Source organism: Krasilnikovia cinnamomea (assembly GCF_004217545.1).
GTDB classification, from domain to species: domain Bacteria; phylum Actinomycetota; class Actinomycetes; order Mycobacteriales; family Micromonosporaceae; genus Actinoplanes; species Actinoplanes cinnamomeus.
On record NZ_SHKY01000001.1, the window covers coordinates 4,524,662 to 4,545,055 of the forward strand.

Genomic DNA, 20,394 nt, shown 5'->3' on the forward strand with positions numbered 1-20,394 from the left:
CCACCCCCACGTGGCCCGCGCGACGGAACGCCGCGGGCCCCGGCCGAGTGACGACCGGGGCCCGCGGTGGTGCCGTGGATCAGGACAGCGCGCTGCCCTGCTTGTACTGGTCCCAGCTCATGTTCCAGTCGGTCCAGCCGTTGCCGTTCTTCAGCTTGCTGCCGGTGCCGCTGACCGTGACCGGGTCGCCCATCATCGTGCGGTCGAAGAGCCACTTGCCCATCTTCTCGCTGACGTTGATGCAGCCGTGCGACACGTTGGTACGGCCCTGCACGCCCTCGGACCACTTCGCCGCGTGGATGAACTGGCCGCTCCAGGTGATCCGCTGCGCGAAGTCAATCTTGGTGCGGTAGCCCTCCTCCGGGCCCAGCTCGGCGATCGTGTCGAAGACGGTGTGTTCCTTCTTCTCCATGACGACCATCGTGCCGCTCGACGACGGGGTGCTCGGCTTGCCCAGGCTCACCGGGATGGTGTTGATGACCTTTCCGTCCTGACGGACTGTCATCCGCTTGGTCTTGTTCTCCACCGTCATCACGAAACTCCGGCCGATCTTGAGGTCGACGCCCAGGTCGGAGCGGCCGTACCAGTCGTTGCCCATCGGAACGCCCGCGAGCTTGACCTGGTAGGAAACCTTGCTGTACGGCTTCCAGTACGTTTTCGGCCGGTAGTGGATCTCCGTGGGGCTGATCCAGTGCCAGGTGCCTTCCTGCTGCGGCGTTGCGTTGACGGTCATCCGCTTCTCGACGTCGCCGCGGTACTTCTCCGGCACGGAACGGCCGAAGCGCACGATCAGCGGCATGCCCACGCCGACGACCTGCCCGTCACCGAGGAAGCTGGAGACACGTACCTGCTTCGACGGCTTCGCCATGGTGGTGAAGGAGGCCGTCGAGGTGCCGGACTTGCCCTCGGTCGCGGTGCCGGTCACGGTCACCGTGTACGTGGTGCCGTAGTTCAGCGCCTTGGCCGGGCGGAACACCTTGGCGTCCTTGTCCAGCTCGCCCTTGACCGCGTCGCCGTCGGCGTCCTTGACCTCGACCGACGTGTTCTCCGGGTCCTCGCTGTCGTACTTGATGTCGGTGATCGCCACGACGTCCTTGGCGTCCGGCGCCGGCGTGGTGACTGCCACGGTGCTCTGGGTCGGCGTCGGAGACGGGGACTGGGCGTTGCCGCCGCTTCCCTGCGAGCCGTTCTGCCACGAGGGCGACTTGTCGCCGCTGCATCCCGCGCTGAGCAGAACGACGCCGGCCGCCACCGCGGCCGCTGCTACCCGCCACGGCCGTCGGCCGGCCCGGGCGGCCGGACGGGCTGTATCCAAGCCCGTCGACCTAACTCCACTCGTACCCATGTTCTCCCCACCGTGATGTCGTCCGGCGCCCATCTTCTCTCATGAATGCCAGGGCACCAATCCCGGATTCGTGCCGCGGTGGGGCCGGGCGAGGGCGCAAAACGGCCGCGAACACCCATTCGGCCGTGCAGCGGATGTTCTGCGTCCCGGGCGGGGAGGATCAGATCACTTGAGGTCGGCAGGGACCGGAAGTGCGCTGCCCTTGATGAAGTTTTCCCAGCTCAGGTCCCATGCCGTCCAGCCGTTGCCCTGGACCAGCTTGTCGCCCGTGCCCCGCACCGTGATCGGGTCACCGATCAGCGTGTGGTCGAACAGCCACCGGGCGTTCGACGGGGAAACATTGACACAGCCGTGCGAAACATTGCGGTGACCTTGGGCACCCACTGACCAGGAAGCCGAGTGCACGTACTGTCCGCTCCAGGTCAGTCGCTGCGCGTAGTCAATGTTCATCCGGTAGCCGTTGGCGCCGTCGGTGTCCGTCGTGTCGAACACCGTCGACGTGTGCTTGTCCATCACGACCATCGTGCCGCTCGAGGACGGGGTGCTCGGCTTGCCCAGGCTCACCGGAATGGTCCGGACCACCTTGCCCTCCCGCAGCACCGTCATCTTCTTCGTCTTGTTCTCGACCTTCATCTCGAAGCTGCGGCCGATCTTCGCGGTGGCGGCCCGGTCCTTGGTGCCATAGCGTCCGCCGCCGGTCGGCAGGCCACCCACTGCGAGACGCACCTTGAGCTGCGTGCCGGGCTGCCAGAACTTCGGCGCCCGGTAGTAGGCCTGCGTGCCGCTCGAGGTCCACGACCAGGCGCCGGGCTGCGGCGGGTCGGTCTGCACGAACATCCGCTTCTGTACGGCGGCCCGGTCCTTCTTCTTGATCCCGGGGTTGAACTCGGCCACCACCGGCATCGCCACTCCGTACGTGTGATCGTCGAAGAGGTACAGCCCCGTGCCGGTCCGGCGGGCCGGCTCGGGCATCGTGGTGAAGGTGGTCGTCGCGGTCGTCGTGGCGCCGCCCGGGTCGGCGGCGGTGACCGTCGCCGCGTACCGCTGCTTGTGCTTGAGGGGCTTGGCGGGCACCCAGGCCGAGCCGTCCGGGCGCAGCGTGCCCGCGACCGTCCCGCCCTTGGCGTCGCGCAGCGTGACCGTCTTGACCGTGCCGCCGGCGAGCTTGAGCCCGATCTCGGTGCTGACCGGCAGGTCCTTCTTGCCCGTCGCCGGGGTGATGGCGAGCGCGAGCGGAACCGTGGCCGCCACGGGCTGCGGCGCGGCCGTTGGGGGTGCGCTCGACGTCTGCGGGTCGGGCGAGGCATCCGCGCCTCCCGTGCATGCGGTCAGGGCGAAGACCGCCACGACCCCGACCGCTACCAGCGAGCGCTGCCTGCCAACCATGTCATCCCCGTTCTCGACCTTGCGCGGACATCCTGCCTGATCCATGCAAGATGTGGGGCCCGGTTGTGGATGACGTGGCCGAGGCGATCATGTGGGGATACCCGTTGGAGTGGGGGTTCGGGCCCGTGCTATCGTTTCCGTCGTTGTCAGCGAGCGCCGCTAGCTCAACTGGCAGAGCAGCGGACTCTTAATCCGCGGGTTGTAGGTTCGAGTCCTACGCGGCGCACAGTTGATCAAGGCTCTGATCAGGCATTTGACGCCGAATCAGAGCCTTTTTCATGTCCCTTGTGGACGTTTGCGTGATCCGTGCGTGATCTATAGATAATGATACGCCCCGACAGAGGGTGGCATTCTGGTGAGCGACAGGCCGCTCAACGGTGCCAGCCGACGGTCGTACCCGCTACTCCTGCGCAGAGGAGCAGCACCACCATGTCCCTGATCGAGTCCACCACCGCCGATGCGTACATCGCCCTGCGCGCCGGGCGCGCGTTCGGCGACGACGCGATCCAGTCCGACTGCTCGCACTTGCCTCGGTGCTGCGCGGCGTCCAGAAGTACCTGGACCTACCCAAGCCCCGCCACCAAGCAGCCCATAAGGACCATCGGCAGCGGATCCGGCAAGGCATCCGGGGTTGCACTGCCACTTCCGGTGGGTGGTCGCCTATGACCCAGGGTAGGGGTTGGTTACGGCTCCGGGCCGATGCGCTGGCGTCCTCGGGCGACCAGACTTGTCCCATGCTTCCGCAGCCCGCCGCTGACGACGAGACCGCGATCGACCCAGCGAGCGGGTGTCCGGACGTATCGCCGGGCAACAGCGGACAGCGTTGGTGGATCGGTGCCGCAATCACCCTGTTCGCCGCGCTGATGATCCTGCGTGGGCTCGTCCGTGCCGGTTCGTTCGCCGATGCACCGCTGCTCCGGCATTGGTACGTGCAACTGGCGATCGGCGTCGCCGCGGCCGCCGGCAGTGCCGCCATGTTCTGGCTGTTGGGCCGGGCCTACCGGCGGCGGCATTGACCGTTCCAACGGACGGCCAGGCGGTTCGCGTACGGCGTGACGTTCGAACGTGGTCACCCGTACCGGTACGGCGGGCCCGAAGGGGGCGGCGGCGCTCACGCGATCTCGACGAGCTCGTCGAGCGGTCTTCGGGAATCCCTGAGTGGAGTCCATGCAGTCGCGGCCGGCGTTCTCGGCGAGCAGCTCGCCGTTCTCGGTGACTCGGCGCGCCTGCCGGCCCCGGTTGGTCGGCTTCGAGCGGATCCACGCGGCCAACTACGGCGCCTGCGTCCGCGAGAGGAAGCGGTCAGTCGGTGGCTATGCGGATCAGGGCGTTGCCGCCCAGCAGCAGCACGTCGGCTCCCGCGATGAAGGCCATTCCTCGGTGCAGCCGGCGTGCGGCCGCCTCTGGGTCGGCTTCCCGGAAGCCCTGGGCGATGCTGATCAGCCCGGCCAGGACCAGCGGCGCACCGCCGATCAGGAGCAGCCCGACCGAGCGCGGCGTGTTCCCGCGGGCCACCAGCAGGGCGATCATCGCGGCTGGCAGGATCCCGAAGAAGACCGCGGCGAGTCCTGCGTACAACTTCAGCGGGCGCGTCGGGTCGGTCGTCTGCACCGGCCGATATTAGACGGCCCGGTGCAGCTGTTTGCGCGCGACGTGCAGGCTCACGACACCGGAGTCGCCCTCTGTGGTGTCCCGGACTGGGTCGCTGGCACCGTACGTGTCGTTGGACAGGAAATCGGTGTCGTCGATGCGTGCCTGACCGGAGCCCATGAGCGGCTGCGGGCCGTATCGTCGGACCATGATCAATCCCGAGACGGCGCCGCTCGACGACACCCGCGAAGATCTCGCCGCGGCGAACGTCGAGGTGCTGCTTGCCGCGGCCCGCGACCGGGGCAAGGCGCTCGGCGAGCCAGTCCGGGATCCCGCCGCCGACCGGGACGGCTGGGACGTGCCCGCCGCAGACGGCTCGGTCGTACGGCTGCTCATGCCAGGCGTGGAGCTGACGCGGCTCCGTGATGACATCACCGCCCAGCCGCCGTGCCTATACCTCAGCGGCGGGGCCTGGTGGTGGCCGACGCCGTCCGGCTGCTGGCCAGCCCGGCGCGCTGGGGCAGCAGCCCCCGCAGGAAGCCGGACGACCAGATCAGCCCAAACCTGACACAAGATTCCTTATCGACCTGACGGACCGGGAAGTCGGCCCGGGATCAGCACCCGGTTGTGAGGTGATCGATCAGCCAGGAGGCGACTGCTTTGACGAGTCCCGCGAATGCGCCGGTGATAGCCGCTGTGGTGAGCTGAGTCCGGCGTTCCTGATGGCGCGCTGTGTGTGGCTGGTGGTCATCGGAATGCTCCAGGGGTCTTGGAAGGAAACTGTCAGCCAGCGCCGGCTGGTTTCCAGACTCAGGGCTGCCCTAATGATCCACCCGGGTGCCGATGAGTGTTGTTCGGTACGCGGTGGAGGGTGAGTCGGGCAAGCTGGATCGGCGATGGATGCCGACAAGTCCCGACGAGTAGGTCGCCAGGCGGCGGGTGGACCAGTGCGCCAGCCGCGGAGTCTGGCTCGGCCCGATCTTGCTCCCGGAGCGCAACGGGAGATCCGTGGTCTGCTCTACGACTTACACGAGAGGGCCGGTCGGCCAGCGCTGGAGGACCTTGAAAGGCAGATCGCCGCCGACGAGCGCCTGGAAGGCTCACCGAAGAAGGACTTGATCCACAAAATCATCAGCCGGGGGGTCCAGCGACACTAGACGACGTCCGCGCAGTCGCCCGGACGCTTGCCCGCGCGTGCGGCATGGATGAGTTCGGGATGGCCGCGCAGGTCGCAAAGCAGGCGGACCCGCCCGGACCAGGACCCTCGGCGGAGGCACAACAATCGCACGTGGGTCGCCCGCTTGGCGAGTGTGATCCGTTGATGCTGGAGGTGCACCCAGCGATCCAACTCCCTGGTGAGCAGACGGATCGGTTACCCGGATACGTGCCATGGGCACACGACACCCACATGCGTCAGGCCGCCGATCACGTCATGCAGGGGACCTCCGCGTTGGTGACACTGGTGGGCGGGTCCTCGACCGGCAAGACCAGAGCCTGCTGGGAACTCGCCCAATACCTAGATCGGCAGCAGCCAGGCCGGTGGCGGCTGTGGCACCCTTATGATCCGAGCAGACCGGAAGCAACCGCAGCCGCGCTCGACCAGGTCGGCCCGTACACAATCGTCTGGCTCAACGAGGCCCAGCACTACCTATCCCCGCCAGACGTACGTCTAGGTGAGCGGGTCGCCGCTGGGCTGCGCGCCTTGCTGCACGATAGGCAGCGTGGGCCCGTGCTAGTGCTGGCCACGCTCTGGCAGGAGTTCTGGTCGACATTGACCACCCGGCCGCGCGCCGGACAACCGGATCCGTACACACAAGCCCGCGATCTCCTCACGGGCACCAGAGTCAGCGTTGCCGACGGGTTCACCCCCGTCGAGCTTGCCGGGCTGGACCAGGCCAAGGTGGATCCTCGGTTCCGTGTGGCCGCCGATCGCGCCGAGGGCGGGCGGATCATCCAGTACCTAGCGGGCGCGCCGGAGCTGAAGGACCGTTACCAGACCGCTCCTCGGCCGCGCGGGCGATCATCGATGTTGCGATGGATGCCCGTCGGCTCGGCCACCCCCTCGCCATCCCACATACGATGCTGGCCCATGCTGCACCGGGCTATCTTGACGATCACGACTGGGACAGCCTGGGTGAGGACTGGCTGGAGCAGGCCCTGGCCTACACCGCCACCCCGTGCAAAGGAGCGCGTGGTCCGCTGACCCGTATCCGTCCTCGTCCAGACGACCTGCGTGTAAACCGCCAGCCGCACTACCGGCTGGCCGACTACCTCGAACAACTCGGTCGCACCGAGCGCGCTGGCACCTACCCGCCCGAAAGTCTGTGGACCGCCTTCGCCGCCACCGGTGCAGCAGACCCCTGTTCGCCGCACGGCACCAGAGCGCGTGAGAGGTCCCACGGATGTCATCGTGGGCTGCTGACGCCCGGGTGGGCGCTGGTGCTGCAACGGCACTCAGCAAGCGAAACGTATCGATGATCGGCTCGTTGAGTGGTAGACGGCGGCGATCGAGTTTGATCAGTTGTCGGATGAGTTGGCGGCTGCATGCCCGGTTCGCCGGTCCGGGCCCGCGGTGCATGCCGCGAAGGTGACGATGCGCGCGAAGCACCGAGAGGCGCGTGCTGCGCTGTGCTGGTCATGCTGCCTTCGGGGTGACACGACGGCTGGCCAACCATGCTCGCACGTCCTCGATCGAGTTCATGATCACGGGTTCGGACAGTGCGATGAACGGCGGCCCCTTGCAGCGGCCGGGCCGTCCGCCAGCGTCGCAGGCTGGATGGATCCACGCGCAGCATCCGGGCCAGCACCTCCGGGGTGCCGCCTCGGTCAGGCGGATGCCGGTGAGATGTTCGGCCAGGGCCGCGGGACGGTCGGTCGCGTCGCTGTCGTAAGTCCATCCGGAATCGCCGGCCTCGGCGGCGGCTATCCCCGGTACGTGTCGTGGTTGGCCCATGCCGTTATGTTGGCGCGCTGGATGGATGGGGAAGGACCACGATGCAACTGGACAAGTCCGACCGTTGCTCCGCGGTGTGGCCGCTGGTGGGGCGGGACGCAGAGGTGGACCGGCTGTGTGCGGTCCTGACTGCCGGTAACGGCGGGGTGTTGCTTGTCGGCGACGCCGGTGTCGGCAAGAGCAGGCTGGCGGCCGCCGCGCTGGACGCCTGCGAACGGGCGGGTCAGGCGGTGGTTCGGGTCATCGGCACGCCGGGCTGGCAGGAGGTGCCGTTCGGTGCGCTGGTCGGTCTGGTTCAGGCCGCGCCGGCGGATGTCGCGGACGCGTTCCGGTACCTGGCGGGGCGACTGGGTGAACTCGTCGGAGCGCGGCCGGTGGTGGTGGGGGTCGACGACGCACACTGGCTTGACGAGTCGAGTGCGGCGCTGCTCGAGCGGCTCGTCGCCGATGGCGTCGTCAGCCTGCTGGCCGTCGTGCGTACCGACATGGTCGCGGCGATGCCGTCGGTGCTCGCCCGCCGGATCGGTGACCTCCGGCGGATGGACGTGTCGGCGCTGAACCGGTCCGACCTGCGGGAGCTGATCGGTGGCGCACTGGGCGGCGTGGTGGACGGGCTGACGCACGACGTCCTGTGGCAGCTGACATTGGGAAACCCGCTGTTCGTGCGCGAGGTGCTGAGACACGCGTGCGACACCGGCGCGGTGGCGCTGGAGGATGGGCTCTGGGTGTGGCGGGGAGAGCAGGAAACCCCGCTGCGCCTCGGTGACATGGTCGCCTGGACCGTGCGGGGGCTGTCCGAAGCGGAGCGCGCGGCCCTCACCTACGTGGCGTACGCCGAGCCGATCCCGTTGACCATGCTGGAGCACCTGGTCGACTCCGGGGCGGCCGAACGGCTGGAGGAACGCGGCCTGATCCGGCTGGGCACCGTCGGTGGATCGTTCTCCGTCCGACTGGGGCATCCGATGTACGGCGAGGCGGTGCGCGCGGGCATCGGCAGCCTGCGAGCCCGCCGGGTGTTGCGGGAGTTGGCGGACGTGATGGAGCGACCGGGTGCCACGGCTGAGGATCGGCTGCGGGCTGTATCCTGGCGCTGCCAGGCCGGGCTGCCGGTGGAGGAGAAGGACCTCGTCGTCGCCGTCGAGGACGCGCTGCTGCGGGGCGGCGCCGCGCTGGCTCACCGACTCGCGGGGCACCTGCCGGCACCGCTCGATGTCTGGCACCAGGGGCGGGCCGCCGTCGCGCTGGGCCGCTGCGAGGAGGCCGACGCCCAGCTCGCCGCCGCGTACACCGAACTGACCGACCCCGCCGACCGGGCCCGAGCGGCGGCGTTGCGCGCCCTCAACCTGTTCTGGGGTCTGCGTCAGCCGGAGGTGGCGGACGCGGTGCTTGCCGAGGCGACCCGCGCCCTGCCCGCCGAGGTGCGGCACGAACTGTTCGGCGTCGAGGCGGCAATCGCGGTGTTCTGCGGCCGAGGACCGGAGGCGTTGGAGGCGATCAGTGTCGCCCTTTCGCAGCCGTCCATCGACCCGCTGCTCGCCACGGCTGTCGCGCCGCTACGTCCGTACCTGCTGGTGTTCGCCGGGGCCCCGGCCCTGGCCGCGGCGGAGTTCGACGCCGGTGAGCTGCCGATCCCGCAGATCTGGGCGACGATGCGCGCGGCCACCCAGTCCTGTCACGTACATGCCCTGGTCATGTGTGGGCGCCTGGCCGAGGCGGCGGAGATCTGCGGGCGTTACTACCACGATGCTGTTGCCAGCGGCTCACCGGACGCGGTCGGGCTGCTGGCGATGATGTCGGGAGTCTGCGCCGGCGACGCCGGCAGGCTGCGCGAGGCGGTGCGTTGGGCGGCAGAGGCGCGGGCGGTCACGGATGCCCGGACATTGTTTCCCGTGCGGGCCAACATTCTCGCGATGCAGGCATGGTGGGCGTCGCATCTGGGCGACTTCGACGACGCCCGGCGGACGTTGGCGGAGGCCGTGGCCTGCCTGCCCGACGGCGGGGCGGCGGACTACGCGGCGGTCAGCGAGGCCTGGCTGATCGCCATGTCGGGGGAGCGGGTGCGCGCCGTGCAGCTGCTGAGCGAACTCGGGGCACGTTTCGCTGACGCCGGGCTGGTGGCCATGGCGATCGAGGCGCTGCAACTGCTGTGCCGGGTGGCACCGTCCGCACCGGCGGCCGCCGAACTGCGACGGGTGGCCGGTCTGTCCGATAGTCCCCTGTTCGCCTGGTACGCCGACTACGCCGAGGTCGTGCTGGACGGCGACCCCGGCCGGCTGGAGCAGGCCAGCGAAGAGTGGCAGGCCCGCGGCTTCGGCACCCTGGCGCTGGAGGCTGCGGCCCGGGCCGCAGCCGCGTATGGCGACACCGACCGACGCGCCGCGGCCCGGCTCGGCCGCCGGGTCGAGCAGTTGCGCGACGAGTGCGACGGCTTCTGGCCGGCCTGGCTTCCCCGCAACGTACCGGCCCGCGGGCTGCTGACCGAGCGTGAGCTGGAGGTTTGCACGCTGGCCGCAGCCGGACTGGGCAACACCGAGATCGCCGAACGGCTGGTGCTGTCGGTGCGCACGGTGGAGAACCACCTCCAGCGCTCCTACGAGAAGCTCGGGGTTCGCGGCCGGCGCGAGTTGCGGTCGGCGGTAGCGCCCACCGTGCCGGCTGAGTAGCGCGCCGGCCGCAGGCCAGCCGGTTGAGTACCGGCCACTCAGGACAGCGCACCACCGGACCGACAGAGTTGATCTCGGTCCGGGCGCGGTGTCCGGCCGGGGGATGACACAGGCACGTCAGCAACCGACGCCGGTCGACGCGAGGGGGAATCGGGGGCAGGCCGGCAACTGCTGGTGAACCAGGTATCTGCACTGGCCGATCGGCGGGCTGGGGGATGGCGCGCCGGGATCCATGCACAAGGGGAATTCATGAGCAAGAAGTTGTCAGCTGCACTGGCCACCGCCGTCGTTGCCGTTGTAGTTGCGGTAACGCCGGGAGCCGCTCAGGCGACTGAGTGGAGGCCTGTCCGCGCCGTCAAGGCGGGTGTGGGGGCGGGTCCCGTCGGTTTTCAGGTTGTCTGGCCGGGCCAGTCGTACTGGGTGCGGTGCGACGGAGAGATCTGGTCGGGCGTCTGGTTCACCGGCAACAACAGTGCGATGGGCTGGACGCAGCAGGCCTGGCCGGAGAACGGCTTTCCGACGAGCGAGGCGCCGAAGTACGCGGCGATCGGCCGCTACGTGCGGCTGAACGCGGACAACTCGAACTCGACCGACGTCAGTACGTGGAAGTACATCGGCGTGGGGGCTACGCCGCTGGAAAACCCGTTCCGCACCAACGCGGTGCTCCAGGTCTGGATCAACGACGACAATTCGCGTACCGGCAGCGGCCAGTTCGACTGCCGCTCGTCCTACTGGCCGGTGGGCGACCCCCGGGAGTCGTAGGGTGCGATTCAGGTAACAGCCGTGCGATGGTTGGTGGCGCGATGCCACCCTCCATCGCACGTCATGGTACCTGCCGACAACTACGTCCGGGCTGGTCAAGCGGCATGTTCGTACTCGTGGAGCATGCCGTCGAGGCAATCGTGTCGGTGGATGTTCAAGCGGGCGAGCCGGTCTGGGGCGGTGATCGGTTTGGGCAGTAGGGTCAGTGGCCGGTCATTCGCGAGGCATTGGTGCGCCTGGTGGGTGTTGCGCGGCATCCGGGCACCGCTGTTGAGGTGCTTCCGCCGTGCGGCTGCCGCGGACCGTTCCTGAGACGCCTCGTCTCGTTGTCACTGAGAATCTCTCGCGTGGTGATGCTCCTATGGATTTCAAGCTGAGAGTTGAAGATCGTTTGAGGTGATGAGCTGGTAGAGCTCACGGGCGACGTAGCGTTTGAGGCAGCGGATGATCTCTTTCTTGGACATGCCTTCCTTGGTGCGTCGTTCGGCGTAGGCGCGGGGCCCCTTCGTCGAACTCGACCCGAAGTCCGCGGCCTGTCTCCTCAACTGTCGCAACAACATGGCTCGGAATGAGTCCACGGAGCGCGTCGGCCAACCCCAACTGCTTGGGGGCGATCATGCCTGCCGACGTCTCCACGGTAGGGAGGACATCGCAGTTGAAGACCGGCATGTCCGCCGCCGTAGGTCCATCGAATCGCAGTTGTACATAGTCCATGACGAACTCGACTGAGTAGAGGCGAAAGCCGACGAGACGACCCAACAACCCGTTGGGCACGTAGGTGGAGCGTTCTGACGACATGCACCCACCGTGCCTGGATCTTGCCGACACACGTACTCCGTACTCAACCCGCCAGTTCCGAGTACCATCAACACGCGAAGCCGATCACCGAGCGTGACGGCGAGCGCTATCGGTGCGCACGGAGAGCGGCAGATCCGGATAGTGGCTGCCGCTCGTCATCGGGGTTAGTCATGGTGAGCTGTCATGGTCATCAGCGGGTGCGGTGGACCGCAACGCGCGAAGGCACGTCGCGGCGAGCCGGGCTGGACTCGACCGCAGTCGATCTGCACAATCCTCACGTGATCACAACGGTCGAGTTCGATCGCGTTCAGCACCTCATCCGAGTCCCTGTTCAGATCAGCGGCGACCGATACCGCTTCCTGGTTGATACCGGCATCGGCGTCACCGTCGTCTCCTCCCTGGTGGCCGCCCAGGTCGACGCCCAGGCGACAGGTGACACCTACACCGCCCGGCGCATGTCCGGGCAAGCCATCTCCTCCCCGCTCGTGCGACTACCACCGGCCGCGCTCGGCGGGTACACCGTAGACAGACACCTCGCCTGTGTCGCCGATCTCGGCGAGGTCGACGGCCCAGCCGGCTTCGCCGGCATCCTCGGGCTCGATTTCTTCCACCAACACACGATCACCATCGATCCAGACACATCCACCCTCACCGTGCAACCCGCCGACAGCTTCCCCGGCGACGGCTACCAGATCCCCCTCGACCTGCGCCGGGACGCGGCGTCGGTCGACCCGTTCGCGACCCTGGTGCTACCCAGCGGCCGCCAGATCCACGTGGAGATCGACACCGGTTCGGCGAACCTCATTCTCGACACCCGCCTCATGCCTGAGTGCGGCATCCAGCCGGATGACCCCAACGTCACCACCAGGACGGGCACCGACGAAACCGGTCACGATTGGACCCGCCACTGGGCCACCGTCCACGGCGACGTGTACCTCGCCGCCGCACCGCAGACCGCCCAGACAGCGGCCCGCGTCCAATTCCAAGACATCATCCACGACGGTCTCGTCGGCACCGACTACCTACACCGCTATCGCGTCACCATCGACCTGTCCAGCTCGCGACTGATCCTGCATCCCCGCCCCTGACCTCCACCACGGCAGACACATCAGGCAGGGGTCGGTGCGCACGTCGCGCCGGGCCCTCGGATCCAGCTGCGGGCGCCCCGGGTCGTGCAGCTGCAGAACGATCCGCACCCCCCGCACGACCCCACGGTTTGGCGACGGCTGGCCGCCGAACCGGATTCGAAGGTACCGGTCGAGGTTCAGCCAGCCATCCGGCGCAGCAGAAGCATGCACCTGATCGAGAGCACGTCGCTCAGTGGCCATTCAGCCAGCGAGCCGCTCCTTCAGCGTTTGGGTGATCTCGGAAGTACTCGATGATGTCTTGTGGACCGAGACCTCCCTCGCGTATCGCTCGCTCGAGGAGCTCGTCCGGGAGCTCCGGCGGGATCTCCAGGCCAGCGTCGGGCTCGAAACGCTCAGCCGGCAGGTCGACGGGCAGTGGTGGGGCCGGGAGCGGCGGCAACAGGCCCAGACCGACATGTTCCCGAGCGAGTTCCAGCAACTCCCGGATCTCGTCGGTGGCGATCGCGAGCAGCGCGGCCGGTTCGGCAGCCGGAAACGGACCGGGATTGCGGACGACCTGCACCCGGATCCGTTTACGGCCGCGCTTGACGGTCGTCTCCGGAGCCGTGTGCCCGGTGCCGTCCAGCACAAGGGACAGCTCGCACAGGGGCACGTCGGCCTCGGCCCACCATCGCTGCCAGGCGGGATCGGAAGCCACTGCTGTGACGACCTCACGCAGCAACAGCGTATATGCAGCCGGCGGTCCGCCCGGGCTGGCTGAACCGAACGACAGTCCCAGCCAGGGCGCGGCCGTGGCGGAGGCATCGGGGCCGGGCCCAGCTGTCTCGCCCCAGGCCGCAGTGTTGCTGCCCGTCTCGTAGCTGACCGGTGTCTCGTGCTCCCAAAGTCGGCCAGTCGACTGTTCGTAGGCACGTTCAGCGACCGTGAGCAGCAGTTCTGCCTCGTCGCCGGCGAATTTGCCCAGCGCGGCCGGGTTCCTTGACACGCGGTCGAAGGCTTTCTGCCCAGCCGCCACCACGGCACACCGGATGTAGAGGAACGCATCATCGCTCGCGGTCCGCGCGGCCGTGAAATGCGCTGGGGTGTCCAGCGCCCACAGCACCGAGGCGAGCCGATCCGCGAAGCCGATCAAATCGGCCTCAGAACGGGCCGCCAACCGTGCCGTCAACCGGTCGAAAGCTTCATCGTCCGGGTTCCGGCCCAGCGTCTGCACCAGCCTCCAGAAATCGATCTCGTCCATCACCTTGAGAACGCTATCCAAGCGACCCGCCGGCTCACTGCCGTTCGAGCGAGGACGCGGCACAGTGCGATCCTGAGCGGCATCCGCTCATCGGCAAATCAGTACGCCAGAGCGCCCCAGCCGCCGTCATTGGGCGATGGAACGCGTGATCCATGCGTGATCGACGGTCTTGGCGTGGGACGTCACCCGTCGGAATGAATCGGCAGCCCACCGGGATCGATTTGCCGATAGACTGGAATGAGCCGGCACGAATCGGCATTGCAAAGCGGTAGGCGACACTCATGATCGCGAACTCTTAATCCGCGGGTTGTAGGTTCGAGTCCTACGCGGCGCACCATTCGCACCATTTCCACCAGGCCGTATAGCCGTCGGGCTATGCGGCTTGATCTTTGTGGGACATGTGTTGGTGTCGCCGTCTCGGACCCGGACCTGCGCGGTGGTCGAACTTCTAGTTCACGGGTCGTTTCGAGTGGACGATGTCAGCCTCCCCAGCGGATCTCGCCACGCGGTCGTCGATCCGGTAGCGGCGGCGGTGAGGACGAGCCGGGCGGTGGCTTCCGCGGCGTATGCCGGCAGGTCGGTGCGGACGCTGGTGTAGGTGTCCGCGGTGAGCAGCATGCTGCTGTGTCCGAGCTGCGCCTGCACCGTCTTCAGGTCGGCGCAGTGCGCGAGGCTCGGCGGAAAGGTTTTGGGGTCAGGTTTCTGTCGCTCTGCTGGTGGTCCCGTCCCGGTTCAGTGTCGTTGTCACGGCGCCAGTAGTGGGAGCGCCGCGAAGGTGTGGTTCTGCCATAGCAGCCGTGAGGACTCTTCCGGGTAGGCGGTGATCGTCGGCGGCGTGTCGAGGAGTTGCGTGATGCGGTGGTTGGCGTCGTACGGGGGCCAGCCGGGGTCGCCGTGAGCGGCGAACGCCGTCCACGCCGTGCGGATCTGCGCCGATAGTTCCTCGGCCGCCGGTGAGGGCGGGTCGCCGATCAGCACGGCGGGCTGTCCGCTGCTCAGGTTGCCGAAGACGAGCGGCACGTCCAGGCCATGGCAGGCGCCGAGGTCACCGCCGGCTCCGGGAGCGGGCCAGGTCAGTTCGTAGACGTGGGCCTGGCCGCCGCCGGCGATCTGCGCGTCGGCCAGGTGCAGGCTCGGCATCCGAAACAGCCAGTCCGCGTTGACCACTTCGTACAGTTCCTCGTCGGTGGCGGTCGGGAATGCCTCCCGGTACCGTCGTGCGCCGTCGGACCCGGGGGCGAGCAGCTGCACAGCGGTCTCGGCCTGTTCGTGCGTGACCTGGCCGAGCACACCGTCGATCAGGCTGAACAGCCGGTGTTCCTCACGGGTGTGCCCGACGAGGATCTCGACGTCCCGGGCGGCGCCGTCGGCCAGCGACTGCCACGGCGTGGCCGGCAGAACGTCACCGTCGACAACCGGTGCGAACAGGGTCGGCCGGTGTGTGATCTGGCCCCAGCGGCGCCGCCATTGGACCGCCTTCGCGGAGATCGCATCAGCCGCAGCGGGCAGCCGGGCCGGGGCCACTGCCGACAGGCCCGCCACGGTGGGCGCCACCCCCAGCTCGGCGGCGCAGGCGGCGGCGATGTCGGTGGCTAATTCCGGGGAGAAGAACGTTCCCGGCACGCTCTGCGCGACCGCCCGGCGAAAGAGCCCGGCGGCGCGCGGCATGGCGAGCAGCGCGGCGACCGATCCGCCGCCGGCGGACTGCCCGCAGACCGTGACCCGTTGCGGGTCACCGCCGAACACCCCGATGTTGTCGCGCACCCATTGCAGGGCCGCGACCTGGTCGAGTAGTCCCCGGTTGGCCGGGGCTCCGTCGATCTGCGCGAAACCCTCCACGCCGAGGCGGTAGTTGAGGGTCGCGACCACGGTGCCGCTGCGGGCGAGGTGCCCGGCGTCGTATTCCGGGAGGCTGGCGTTGCCCGCGACGTAACCGCCGCCGGGGATCCACACCATCACCGGGAGCCCGGCCCCCGGATCCAGCTGCGGTGTCCAGATGTTGATCGTCAACCAGTCGTCGCCCGCCGTCTCCTGAGGCGCCCCGAGCAGGCCGGACTCCGGCGGTGGCGGGCCATACGCCACCGCTGGGCGCACACCGTCCCAGCGGCGCACCGGCTGCGGAGCGGCGAAACGCAGGGCGCCGACCGGTGGCTCGGCGAACGGGACACCGCGGAAGACCGCTAGGCCCGCCTCCCGCCTGCCGCAGACCACCCCGGCCGCCGTACGGACCTCCGGCTCGGACCCACACGGCTTGCTGGATGCCATAACGGACACTCCGCGTTCCTCCCCATTGCCGCCCCGCCGAGCATCCAGTGCCCGCCTGGTGCAGGCAAGCCAATCGGTGTACGCGGCCACAGCGAGGCGCCAGGGTCTGCTGCACCGATAGGTGACATCTGAGATGGCTTGCCCTGTGGGTGAGCTGGAAGGATGTCCCTGTGCCGAAGCCCTACCCCCAAGAGTTCCGTGACGACGTCGTCCGGGTTGCCCGTGAGCGTGACCCGGGTGTGACGGTCGAGCAGATCGCGAAGGACTTTGGGGTCCATCCGATGACGTTGTTCAAGTGGCTGCGTCAGGCCGACGTCGATGCCGGCGCGAAGCCGGGTGTGACCCGCAGCGAGTCGGCCGAGCTGCGGGAACTGCGGCGCCGGAACAAGTTGCTGGAGCAGGAGAACGAGGTCCTACGCCGCGCCGCCGCGTACTTGTCGCAGGCGAACCTGCCGGGAAAAGGCTCTACCCGCTCGTGAGTGAGCTGGCCGCCGGCGGGGTCCCCGTCGCGGTGACGTGCCGGGTACTGAACATCGCTCGCCAGCCCTATTACCGGTGGCTGGCCCAACCAGTCACGACCGCGGAGGTCACCCAGGCGTACCGAGCCAACGCGCTCGTGGACGCACACCGTGATGATCCAGAGTTTGGATACCGGTTCCTGGCCGACGAGGCCCGCCAAGCGGGGCAGCCGATGGCTGATCGGACCGCGTGGCGGATCTGCTCGGGTAACGGCTGGTGGAGCGCGTTCGGTAAGAAGAAGCGCGGTAAGGGCGCCAAGGTCGGTCCGCCGGTGCACGACGACCTCGTGCGCCGTGATTTCACCGCGCAGGGCCCGAACCGGCTGTGGCTGGCCGACATCACCGAGCATCACACCGGTGAGGGCAAGCTGTACCTGTGCGCGATCAAGGACGTCTGGTCGAACCGGATCGTCGGCTACTCCATCGACTCGCGGATGAAGTCCCGCCTGGCTGTGGCCGCGCTGCACAACGCCGCCGCCCGCCGTGATGACCTGGCCGGCTGCGTACTTCACACCGACCGCGGGTCGCAATTTCGATCCAGGAAATTCGTCCGGGCCCTCGACCGGCACCAGATAGTCGGCTCGATGGGCCGGGTCGGTGCCGCTGGCGACAACGCCGCCATGGAATCGTTCTTCGGCCTGCTACAAAACAACGTCCTGGACCGGCGCGTATGGCGTTCCCGCGAGCAGTTGCGGATCGCGATCGTGACCTGGATCGAACGGACCTACCACCGCCGCCGACGCCAACGCTCGCTGTCCCGGTTGACCCCCATCGAGTTCGAGACGATCATGACTCCACCGGCCAGTCAGGCCGCGTGACTACACCTGTCACCTATCGGTGCAGCAGACCCCCATGACCGAGCGCGGGAAGCCGCATGTGAGTTGTCATTCTGGCGTTGGTGTATCGCTCCCCGGCGCACGGCGAACCGGACGCGCGCGCAGCTGTTCGACGTACGCCATCACTACCGGAATGGCTACCGGCACCGCAAGTACCCACCACAGGTCGTAAGCGAAGCCTAGGACGACGGCAACCGGCAGACCCAGCCCCAGTGTCAGGCATCCTGCCACGACGCTTGGCGGCATGGGTGGCGTGCTGTCGCTGTCCGCCGGGTTGGCCGCCTGAACGAACGGCGGCGGAAGGTGTGGATGCGGGGCAGGTAGATCCGCGAAGATCCGTAACAGCTCTGCCTGGGTGCGGGCCCGATCACAGGCTTCCGCCCGATGTTCGTACTCGCTGGTGTTCAGTCGCTTGGCGGTCATGTGGGTTTCCAGCGCCTCCAGCGCCGCCTGTCGCTCGGGAGTACCGATCCGCAGCTCGGAGGAACCGTCCGAGTCGGTGCTACGGCCGTTCCCGCCGTCGTTGGCCATAGCTGACAGCGTAATGACAACTCCGGGCGAAGCTGGAGCAACCGATCGGCCAGATCGGGGGCTTGGCCGGAGGTCGCCAACGCGCGCGTCGTGGCGTGACCGGATGGTGGCCCGACGCCCACGGCGCTGTCCGGACGGCGCGCGATGCTCGTACGCAACGGCCAGGCCGGTGCCGGTGATTGCCAGCGCGACGTACGGACGGACCCGCGAACGCGGACGCTCCGGCATCTGCGAGTCTTGCGTCCGAAGCCTTACTCGCCATGTCATGCCGGTTCGCTTGGAGGAACCCGTGAAAATTCTGACGCTGGGCCCCACCGATGCCGGACCAGTCGTGCTGTTCGCTGCCGGAGCAGGCGGCGACCCCGAGCGTCACCGCCCACTTCTGGAGCACTTGGCGGCCCATGGCTGCCTGGTGATCGCACCGCACTTCGAGCGAATAGTCCCGCAGGCGACGACCACCGCGCAGCTTCTGGCCCGTCCCGCCGGATTGCTCCAGGCACTGGAGGAAGCGGCTCCGCCGGACGTGCCCGTCGCTGTGGTCGGCCACTCAATCGGAGGGTGGGCGGCCCTGTGCCTGGCCGGGGCGACGCCGTGGGGACGCGGCGGAAAGCCGATCGACGTTCCCCACGAGCCGCGGGTCTCCCGATTGGTCGCCTACGCACCCGCCGCCGGATGGTTCGCCGCCCCCGGCGCCCTCGACGCGATGACGATTCCCGCGCTGGTCTACGCGGGAGAACAAGACACAGTCACGCCGATCACCCAGGCCCTGCACTTGAAGAACGCGCCCGGGCTCGTCGACGTACGTCTCGTGCCGAATGCGGGCCACTTCAGCTTCATGAACGTCCTGCCACCCGGCATGAGCGACAGCCCCGGATTCGACCGCGGCGCGTTCCTCGCCGACCTCGCGGAGGCAACCCTGCACTTCGTCATCGAGGAATGAGGAGCCATGCCCGGCCGGGAGAAGACCCCGGCAAGCCGGGAGACAGCGACAAGACCGCATGAGCGTGCGCCCGCCGAGTACGGGCTGGCGCGCTGTCGCCAAACGGGTCGGTCTACTGGACTGCGTCCTCGACAGCCATGGGCAAAGAGGCTCCGGAGTGGGTCTGTAGCAGGTTCCGCCAGCGGCGGGCGTCCCAGCGCTTCGGTTCGGTCCCCTCGACAAAATCGATCATCGCATGGACGAATTCCTCGGGCGCCTCCCGGTGTGGGAAGTGCCCGACGCCGGGCAGAACCACCGACTGCGCCCCGGGCATCAGCTCGGCAGCGGTCGCGGCGTGCTCAACCGGGAGGACGTGGTCCTGGTCGCCCCAGACGACCAGCGTCGGCAGGCCCTGCGCCAGATAGGCGCGGTCCCGCATGGTGATCAGCTGTCCGCGCCAATCCGCGACGTGTCGCAGTACATGCAGGAACGCCGCCCGAGCGGCTGGGTCACGCAGCCCGGTGTGCACGGCGTAGGCCTCATTGAGGTCGGCCGCGAGCGCGGGCGGCGCGACCAGCCCGGCGGCCGCGCGCAGCGCACCGAGGGCAAGGCGGGACGGCGGCAGGTGGCTGAGCCGCAGGGCGACGGAAGCGCCCGGTAGGGTCAGCGCGCGGAACGCCACGCTCACCTGCGAGCCCAGTCCGCCGCCGGCGACCACGACGAGTCGGTCGGTGCGCTCCGGGAACTGATAGGCGAACTGCATCGTCACGCCGCCGCCGAAGCTGTGGCCGACCACGGTAGCCCGGTCGATGTCGAGCGCGCTGAGCAGGTCCCGAAGGCCGTTGGCGTACCCGCCGATGCTGTAGTCCGCCCGCGGTTTTGCCGACCGGCCGTGGCCGAGCAGGTCGGGCATGATCACCGTGTACCGCTCGGCGAGCGCGGGCGCGACGATGTCCCATGTGGTGCCGTCGCAGCCGATGCCGTGCACGAGCAGCAGGACGGTAGGGCCGGTGCCCAGCAACCGGAAGGCGCGAGCGTGCCCGTGCACCTCGACCATCCGCAGCTCATCCATCCGCGCAGGATAGATAGCCGACGTTTCATGGCAGTAACCATCTCCTCCTACGTGTGAGGGCGAAGCGGTTCTTGGTCAGCATGTCGAACATCGCCTGCGCCGCCGGGTCGGCGGCGATCGCCGCTCGCAGGTCAGCCGGCATCTCCGTTTCCGGCGGTGGCGCATAGGCGGCCGTCCACCGCCCGTCGGCCGTCACGGCATTCACCGCGGCGCGGCCGGCGGCAGCATCAGGCCGGCCGCCTCCAGCCGGGCCACATTGGCGACGTTGCGTTGGGACCAGATGCTGCGCGGAGACCAGCCTTCAGCGCAGCTCACTCAGCGGCATGAAGTGCGGGCTGCGAGAGCTGGCGGGGAACCGCCACGGATTGAACGGCGAGACAGCAAGCCCCAGGACCGCCACCGCGCACATTGGCTGGTCCTCGTCAACG

General features: G+C 68.4%; 18 protein-coding genes, 1 tRNA gene and 2 pseudogenes. 10 read left to right on the plus strand and 11 right to left on the minus strand.

Going from position 1 to position 20,394, the window contains the following annotated elements; all coding sequences use genetic code 11:
* Positions 1 to 79: 79 nt before the first annotated feature.
* Positions 80 to 1,315 (minus strand): L,D-transpeptidase, encoded by a 1,236-nt coding sequence (locus EV385_RS20625; protein ID WP_242624978.1) that lies wholly within the window; start codon positions 1,313 to 1,315, stop codon positions 80 to 82.
* Positions 1,316 to 1,510: 195 nt separating this feature from the next.
* Complete coding sequence (locus EV385_RS20630) at positions 1,511 to 2,731, minus strand: L,D-transpeptidase (protein WP_130510947.1); 1,221 nt, start codon at positions 2,729 to 2,731, stop codon at positions 1,511 to 1,513.
* Between the two features lie 153 nt (positions 2,732 to 2,884).
* On the opposite strand from EV385_RS20630, the gene EV385_RS20635 reads away from it, so the two are divergent.
* The 3 genes from EV385_RS20635 (at position 2,885) to EV385_RS20645 (ending at position 3,747) form a co-directional block, all read left to right on the plus strand.
* Positions 2,885 to 2,957, plus strand: a tRNA-Lys gene (locus EV385_RS20635).
* A gap of 203 nt (positions 2,958 to 3,160) precedes the next feature.
* On the plus strand, positions 3,161 to 3,397 hold the full coding sequence (locus EV385_RS20640) for a hypothetical protein (protein WP_130510948.1): 237 nt from the start codon (positions 3,161 to 3,163) through the stop codon (positions 3,395 to 3,397).
* Positions 3,398 to 3,465: 68 nt separating this feature from the next.
* Positions 3,466 to 3,747, plus strand: a complete 282-nt coding sequence (locus tag EV385_RS20645) for a hypothetical protein (RefSeq protein WP_130510949.1) — start codon at positions 3,466 to 3,468, stop codon at positions 3,745 to 3,747.
* A gap of 286 nt (positions 3,748 to 4,033) precedes the next feature.
* Here the strand turns inward: EV385_RS20645 and EV385_RS20650 are convergent, their stop codons facing one another.
* Complete coding sequence (locus EV385_RS20650; protein ID WP_130510950.1) at positions 4,034 to 4,342, minus strand: hypothetical protein; 309 nt, start codon at positions 4,340 to 4,342, stop codon at positions 4,034 to 4,036.
* Between the two features lie 9 nt (positions 4,343 to 4,351).
* Positions 4,352 to 4,531 (minus strand): hypothetical protein, encoded by a 180-nt coding sequence (locus tag EV385_RS20655; RefSeq protein ID WP_130510951.1) that lies wholly within the window; start codon positions 4,529 to 4,531, stop codon positions 4,352 to 4,354.
* Here EV385_RS20655 and EV385_RS20660 point away from each other — a divergent pair.
* The 4 genes from EV385_RS20660 (at position 4,530) to EV385_RS20680 (ending at position 10,699) form a co-directional block, all read left to right on the plus strand.
* Entirely contained in the window at positions 4,530 to 4,889 is a 360-nt protein-coding gene (locus EV385_RS20660; protein WP_130510952.1) for a hypothetical protein, read from the plus strand. The genes EV385_RS20655 and EV385_RS20660 overlap by 2 nt on opposite strands.
* Before the next feature lie 1,511 nt (positions 4,890 to 6,400).
* A complete protein-coding gene (locus EV385_RS34380; protein ID WP_130510953.1) occupies positions 6,401 to 6,799 on the plus strand; it encodes a hypothetical protein in 399 nt (132 codons plus the stop codon).
* Between the two features lie 516 nt (positions 6,800 to 7,315).
* A complete protein-coding gene (locus EV385_RS20675; RefSeq protein ID WP_130510954.1) occupies positions 7,316 to 9,937 on the plus strand; it encodes a helix-turn-helix transcriptional regulator in 2,622 nt (873 codons plus the stop codon).
* Between the two features lie 249 nt (positions 9,938 to 10,186).
* Positions 10,187 to 10,699 (plus strand): hypothetical protein, encoded by a 513-nt coding sequence (locus EV385_RS20680; RefSeq protein ID WP_130510955.1) that lies wholly within the window; start codon positions 10,187 to 10,189, stop codon positions 10,697 to 10,699.
* A 368-nt stretch (positions 10,700 to 11,067) separates the two neighbouring features.
* On the opposite strand, the pseudogene EV385_RS35185 reads toward EV385_RS20680, so the two are convergent.
* Positions 11,068 to 11,196, minus strand: a pseudogene (locus EV385_RS35185) (IS110 family transposase); the annotation flags it as partial.
* Positions 11,197 to 11,517: 321 nt separating this feature from the next.
* On the opposite strand from EV385_RS35185, the gene EV385_RS20695 reads away from it, so the two are divergent.
* A complete protein-coding gene (locus EV385_RS20695) occupies positions 11,518 to 12,585 on the plus strand; it encodes a retropepsin-like aspartic protease (RefSeq protein ID WP_130510958.1) in 1,068 nt (355 codons plus the stop codon).
* A 229-nt stretch (positions 12,586 to 12,814) separates the two neighbouring features.
* Here the strand turns inward: EV385_RS20695 and EV385_RS20700 are convergent, their stop codons facing one another.
* From EV385_RS20700 to EV385_RS20710, 3 genes are all read right to left on the minus strand, one after another.
* Positions 12,815 to 13,825 (minus strand): DUF4240 domain-containing protein, encoded by a 1,011-nt coding sequence (locus EV385_RS20700; RefSeq protein ID WP_242625327.1) that lies wholly within the window; start codon positions 13,823 to 13,825, stop codon positions 12,815 to 12,817.
* 453 nt (positions 13,826 to 14,278) lie between these two features.
* On the minus strand, positions 14,279 to 14,470 hold the full coding sequence (locus EV385_RS35190; RefSeq protein WP_242624979.1) for a hypothetical protein: 192 nt from the start codon (positions 14,468 to 14,470) through the stop codon (positions 14,279 to 14,281).
* 99 nt (positions 14,471 to 14,569) lie between these two features.
* On the minus strand, positions 14,570 to 16,090 hold the full coding sequence (locus EV385_RS20710; protein WP_130510960.1) for a carboxylesterase/lipase family protein: 1,521 nt from the start codon (positions 16,088 to 16,090) through the stop codon (positions 14,570 to 14,572).
* Between the two features lie 170 nt (positions 16,091 to 16,260).
* Between EV385_RS20710 and EV385_RS20715 the strand changes: the two genes are divergently transcribed.
* A protein-coding gene (locus EV385_RS20715; RefSeq protein WP_130510961.1) for an IS3 family transposase occupies positions 16,261 to 17,426 on the plus strand; the annotation gives its coding sequence in 2 pieces (ribosomal slippage) (positions 16,261 to 16,545 and positions 16,548 to 17,426; 1,164 coding nt in all).
* A gap of 66 nt (positions 17,427 to 17,492) precedes the next feature.
* Here the strand turns inward: EV385_RS20715 and EV385_RS33980 are convergent.
* Positions 17,493 to 17,975: a DUF1707 SHOCT-like domain-containing protein gene (locus tag EV385_RS33980; protein ID WP_165449541.1), complete on the minus strand. Its 483-nt coding sequence runs from the start codon at positions 17,973 to 17,975 to the stop codon at positions 17,493 to 17,495.
* A gap of 289 nt (positions 17,976 to 18,264) precedes the next feature.
* Here EV385_RS33980 and EV385_RS33985 point away from each other — a divergent pair, with 289 nt between their 5' ends.
* On the plus strand, positions 18,265 to 18,915 hold the full coding sequence (locus EV385_RS33985; protein ID WP_165449542.1) for an alpha/beta hydrolase family protein: 651 nt from the start codon (positions 18,265 to 18,267) through the stop codon (positions 18,913 to 18,915).
* A gap of 112 nt (positions 18,916 to 19,027) precedes the next feature.
* Here the strand turns inward: EV385_RS33985 and EV385_RS20730 are convergent, their stop codons facing one another.
* Both EV385_RS20730 and EV385_RS20735 read right to left on the minus strand, forming a co-directional pair.
* Positions 19,028 to 19,966, minus strand: coding sequence for an alpha/beta fold hydrolase (locus EV385_RS20730; protein WP_130510963.1), 939 nt, complete (start codon positions 19,964 to 19,966; stop codon positions 19,028 to 19,030).
* Positions 19,967 to 20,012: 46 nt separating this feature from the next.
* Positions 20,013 to 20,257: pseudogene (locus EV385_RS20735) on the minus strand (YdeI/OmpD-associated family protein); the annotation flags it as partial.
* Positions 20,258 to 20,394: the final 137 nt, after the last annotated feature.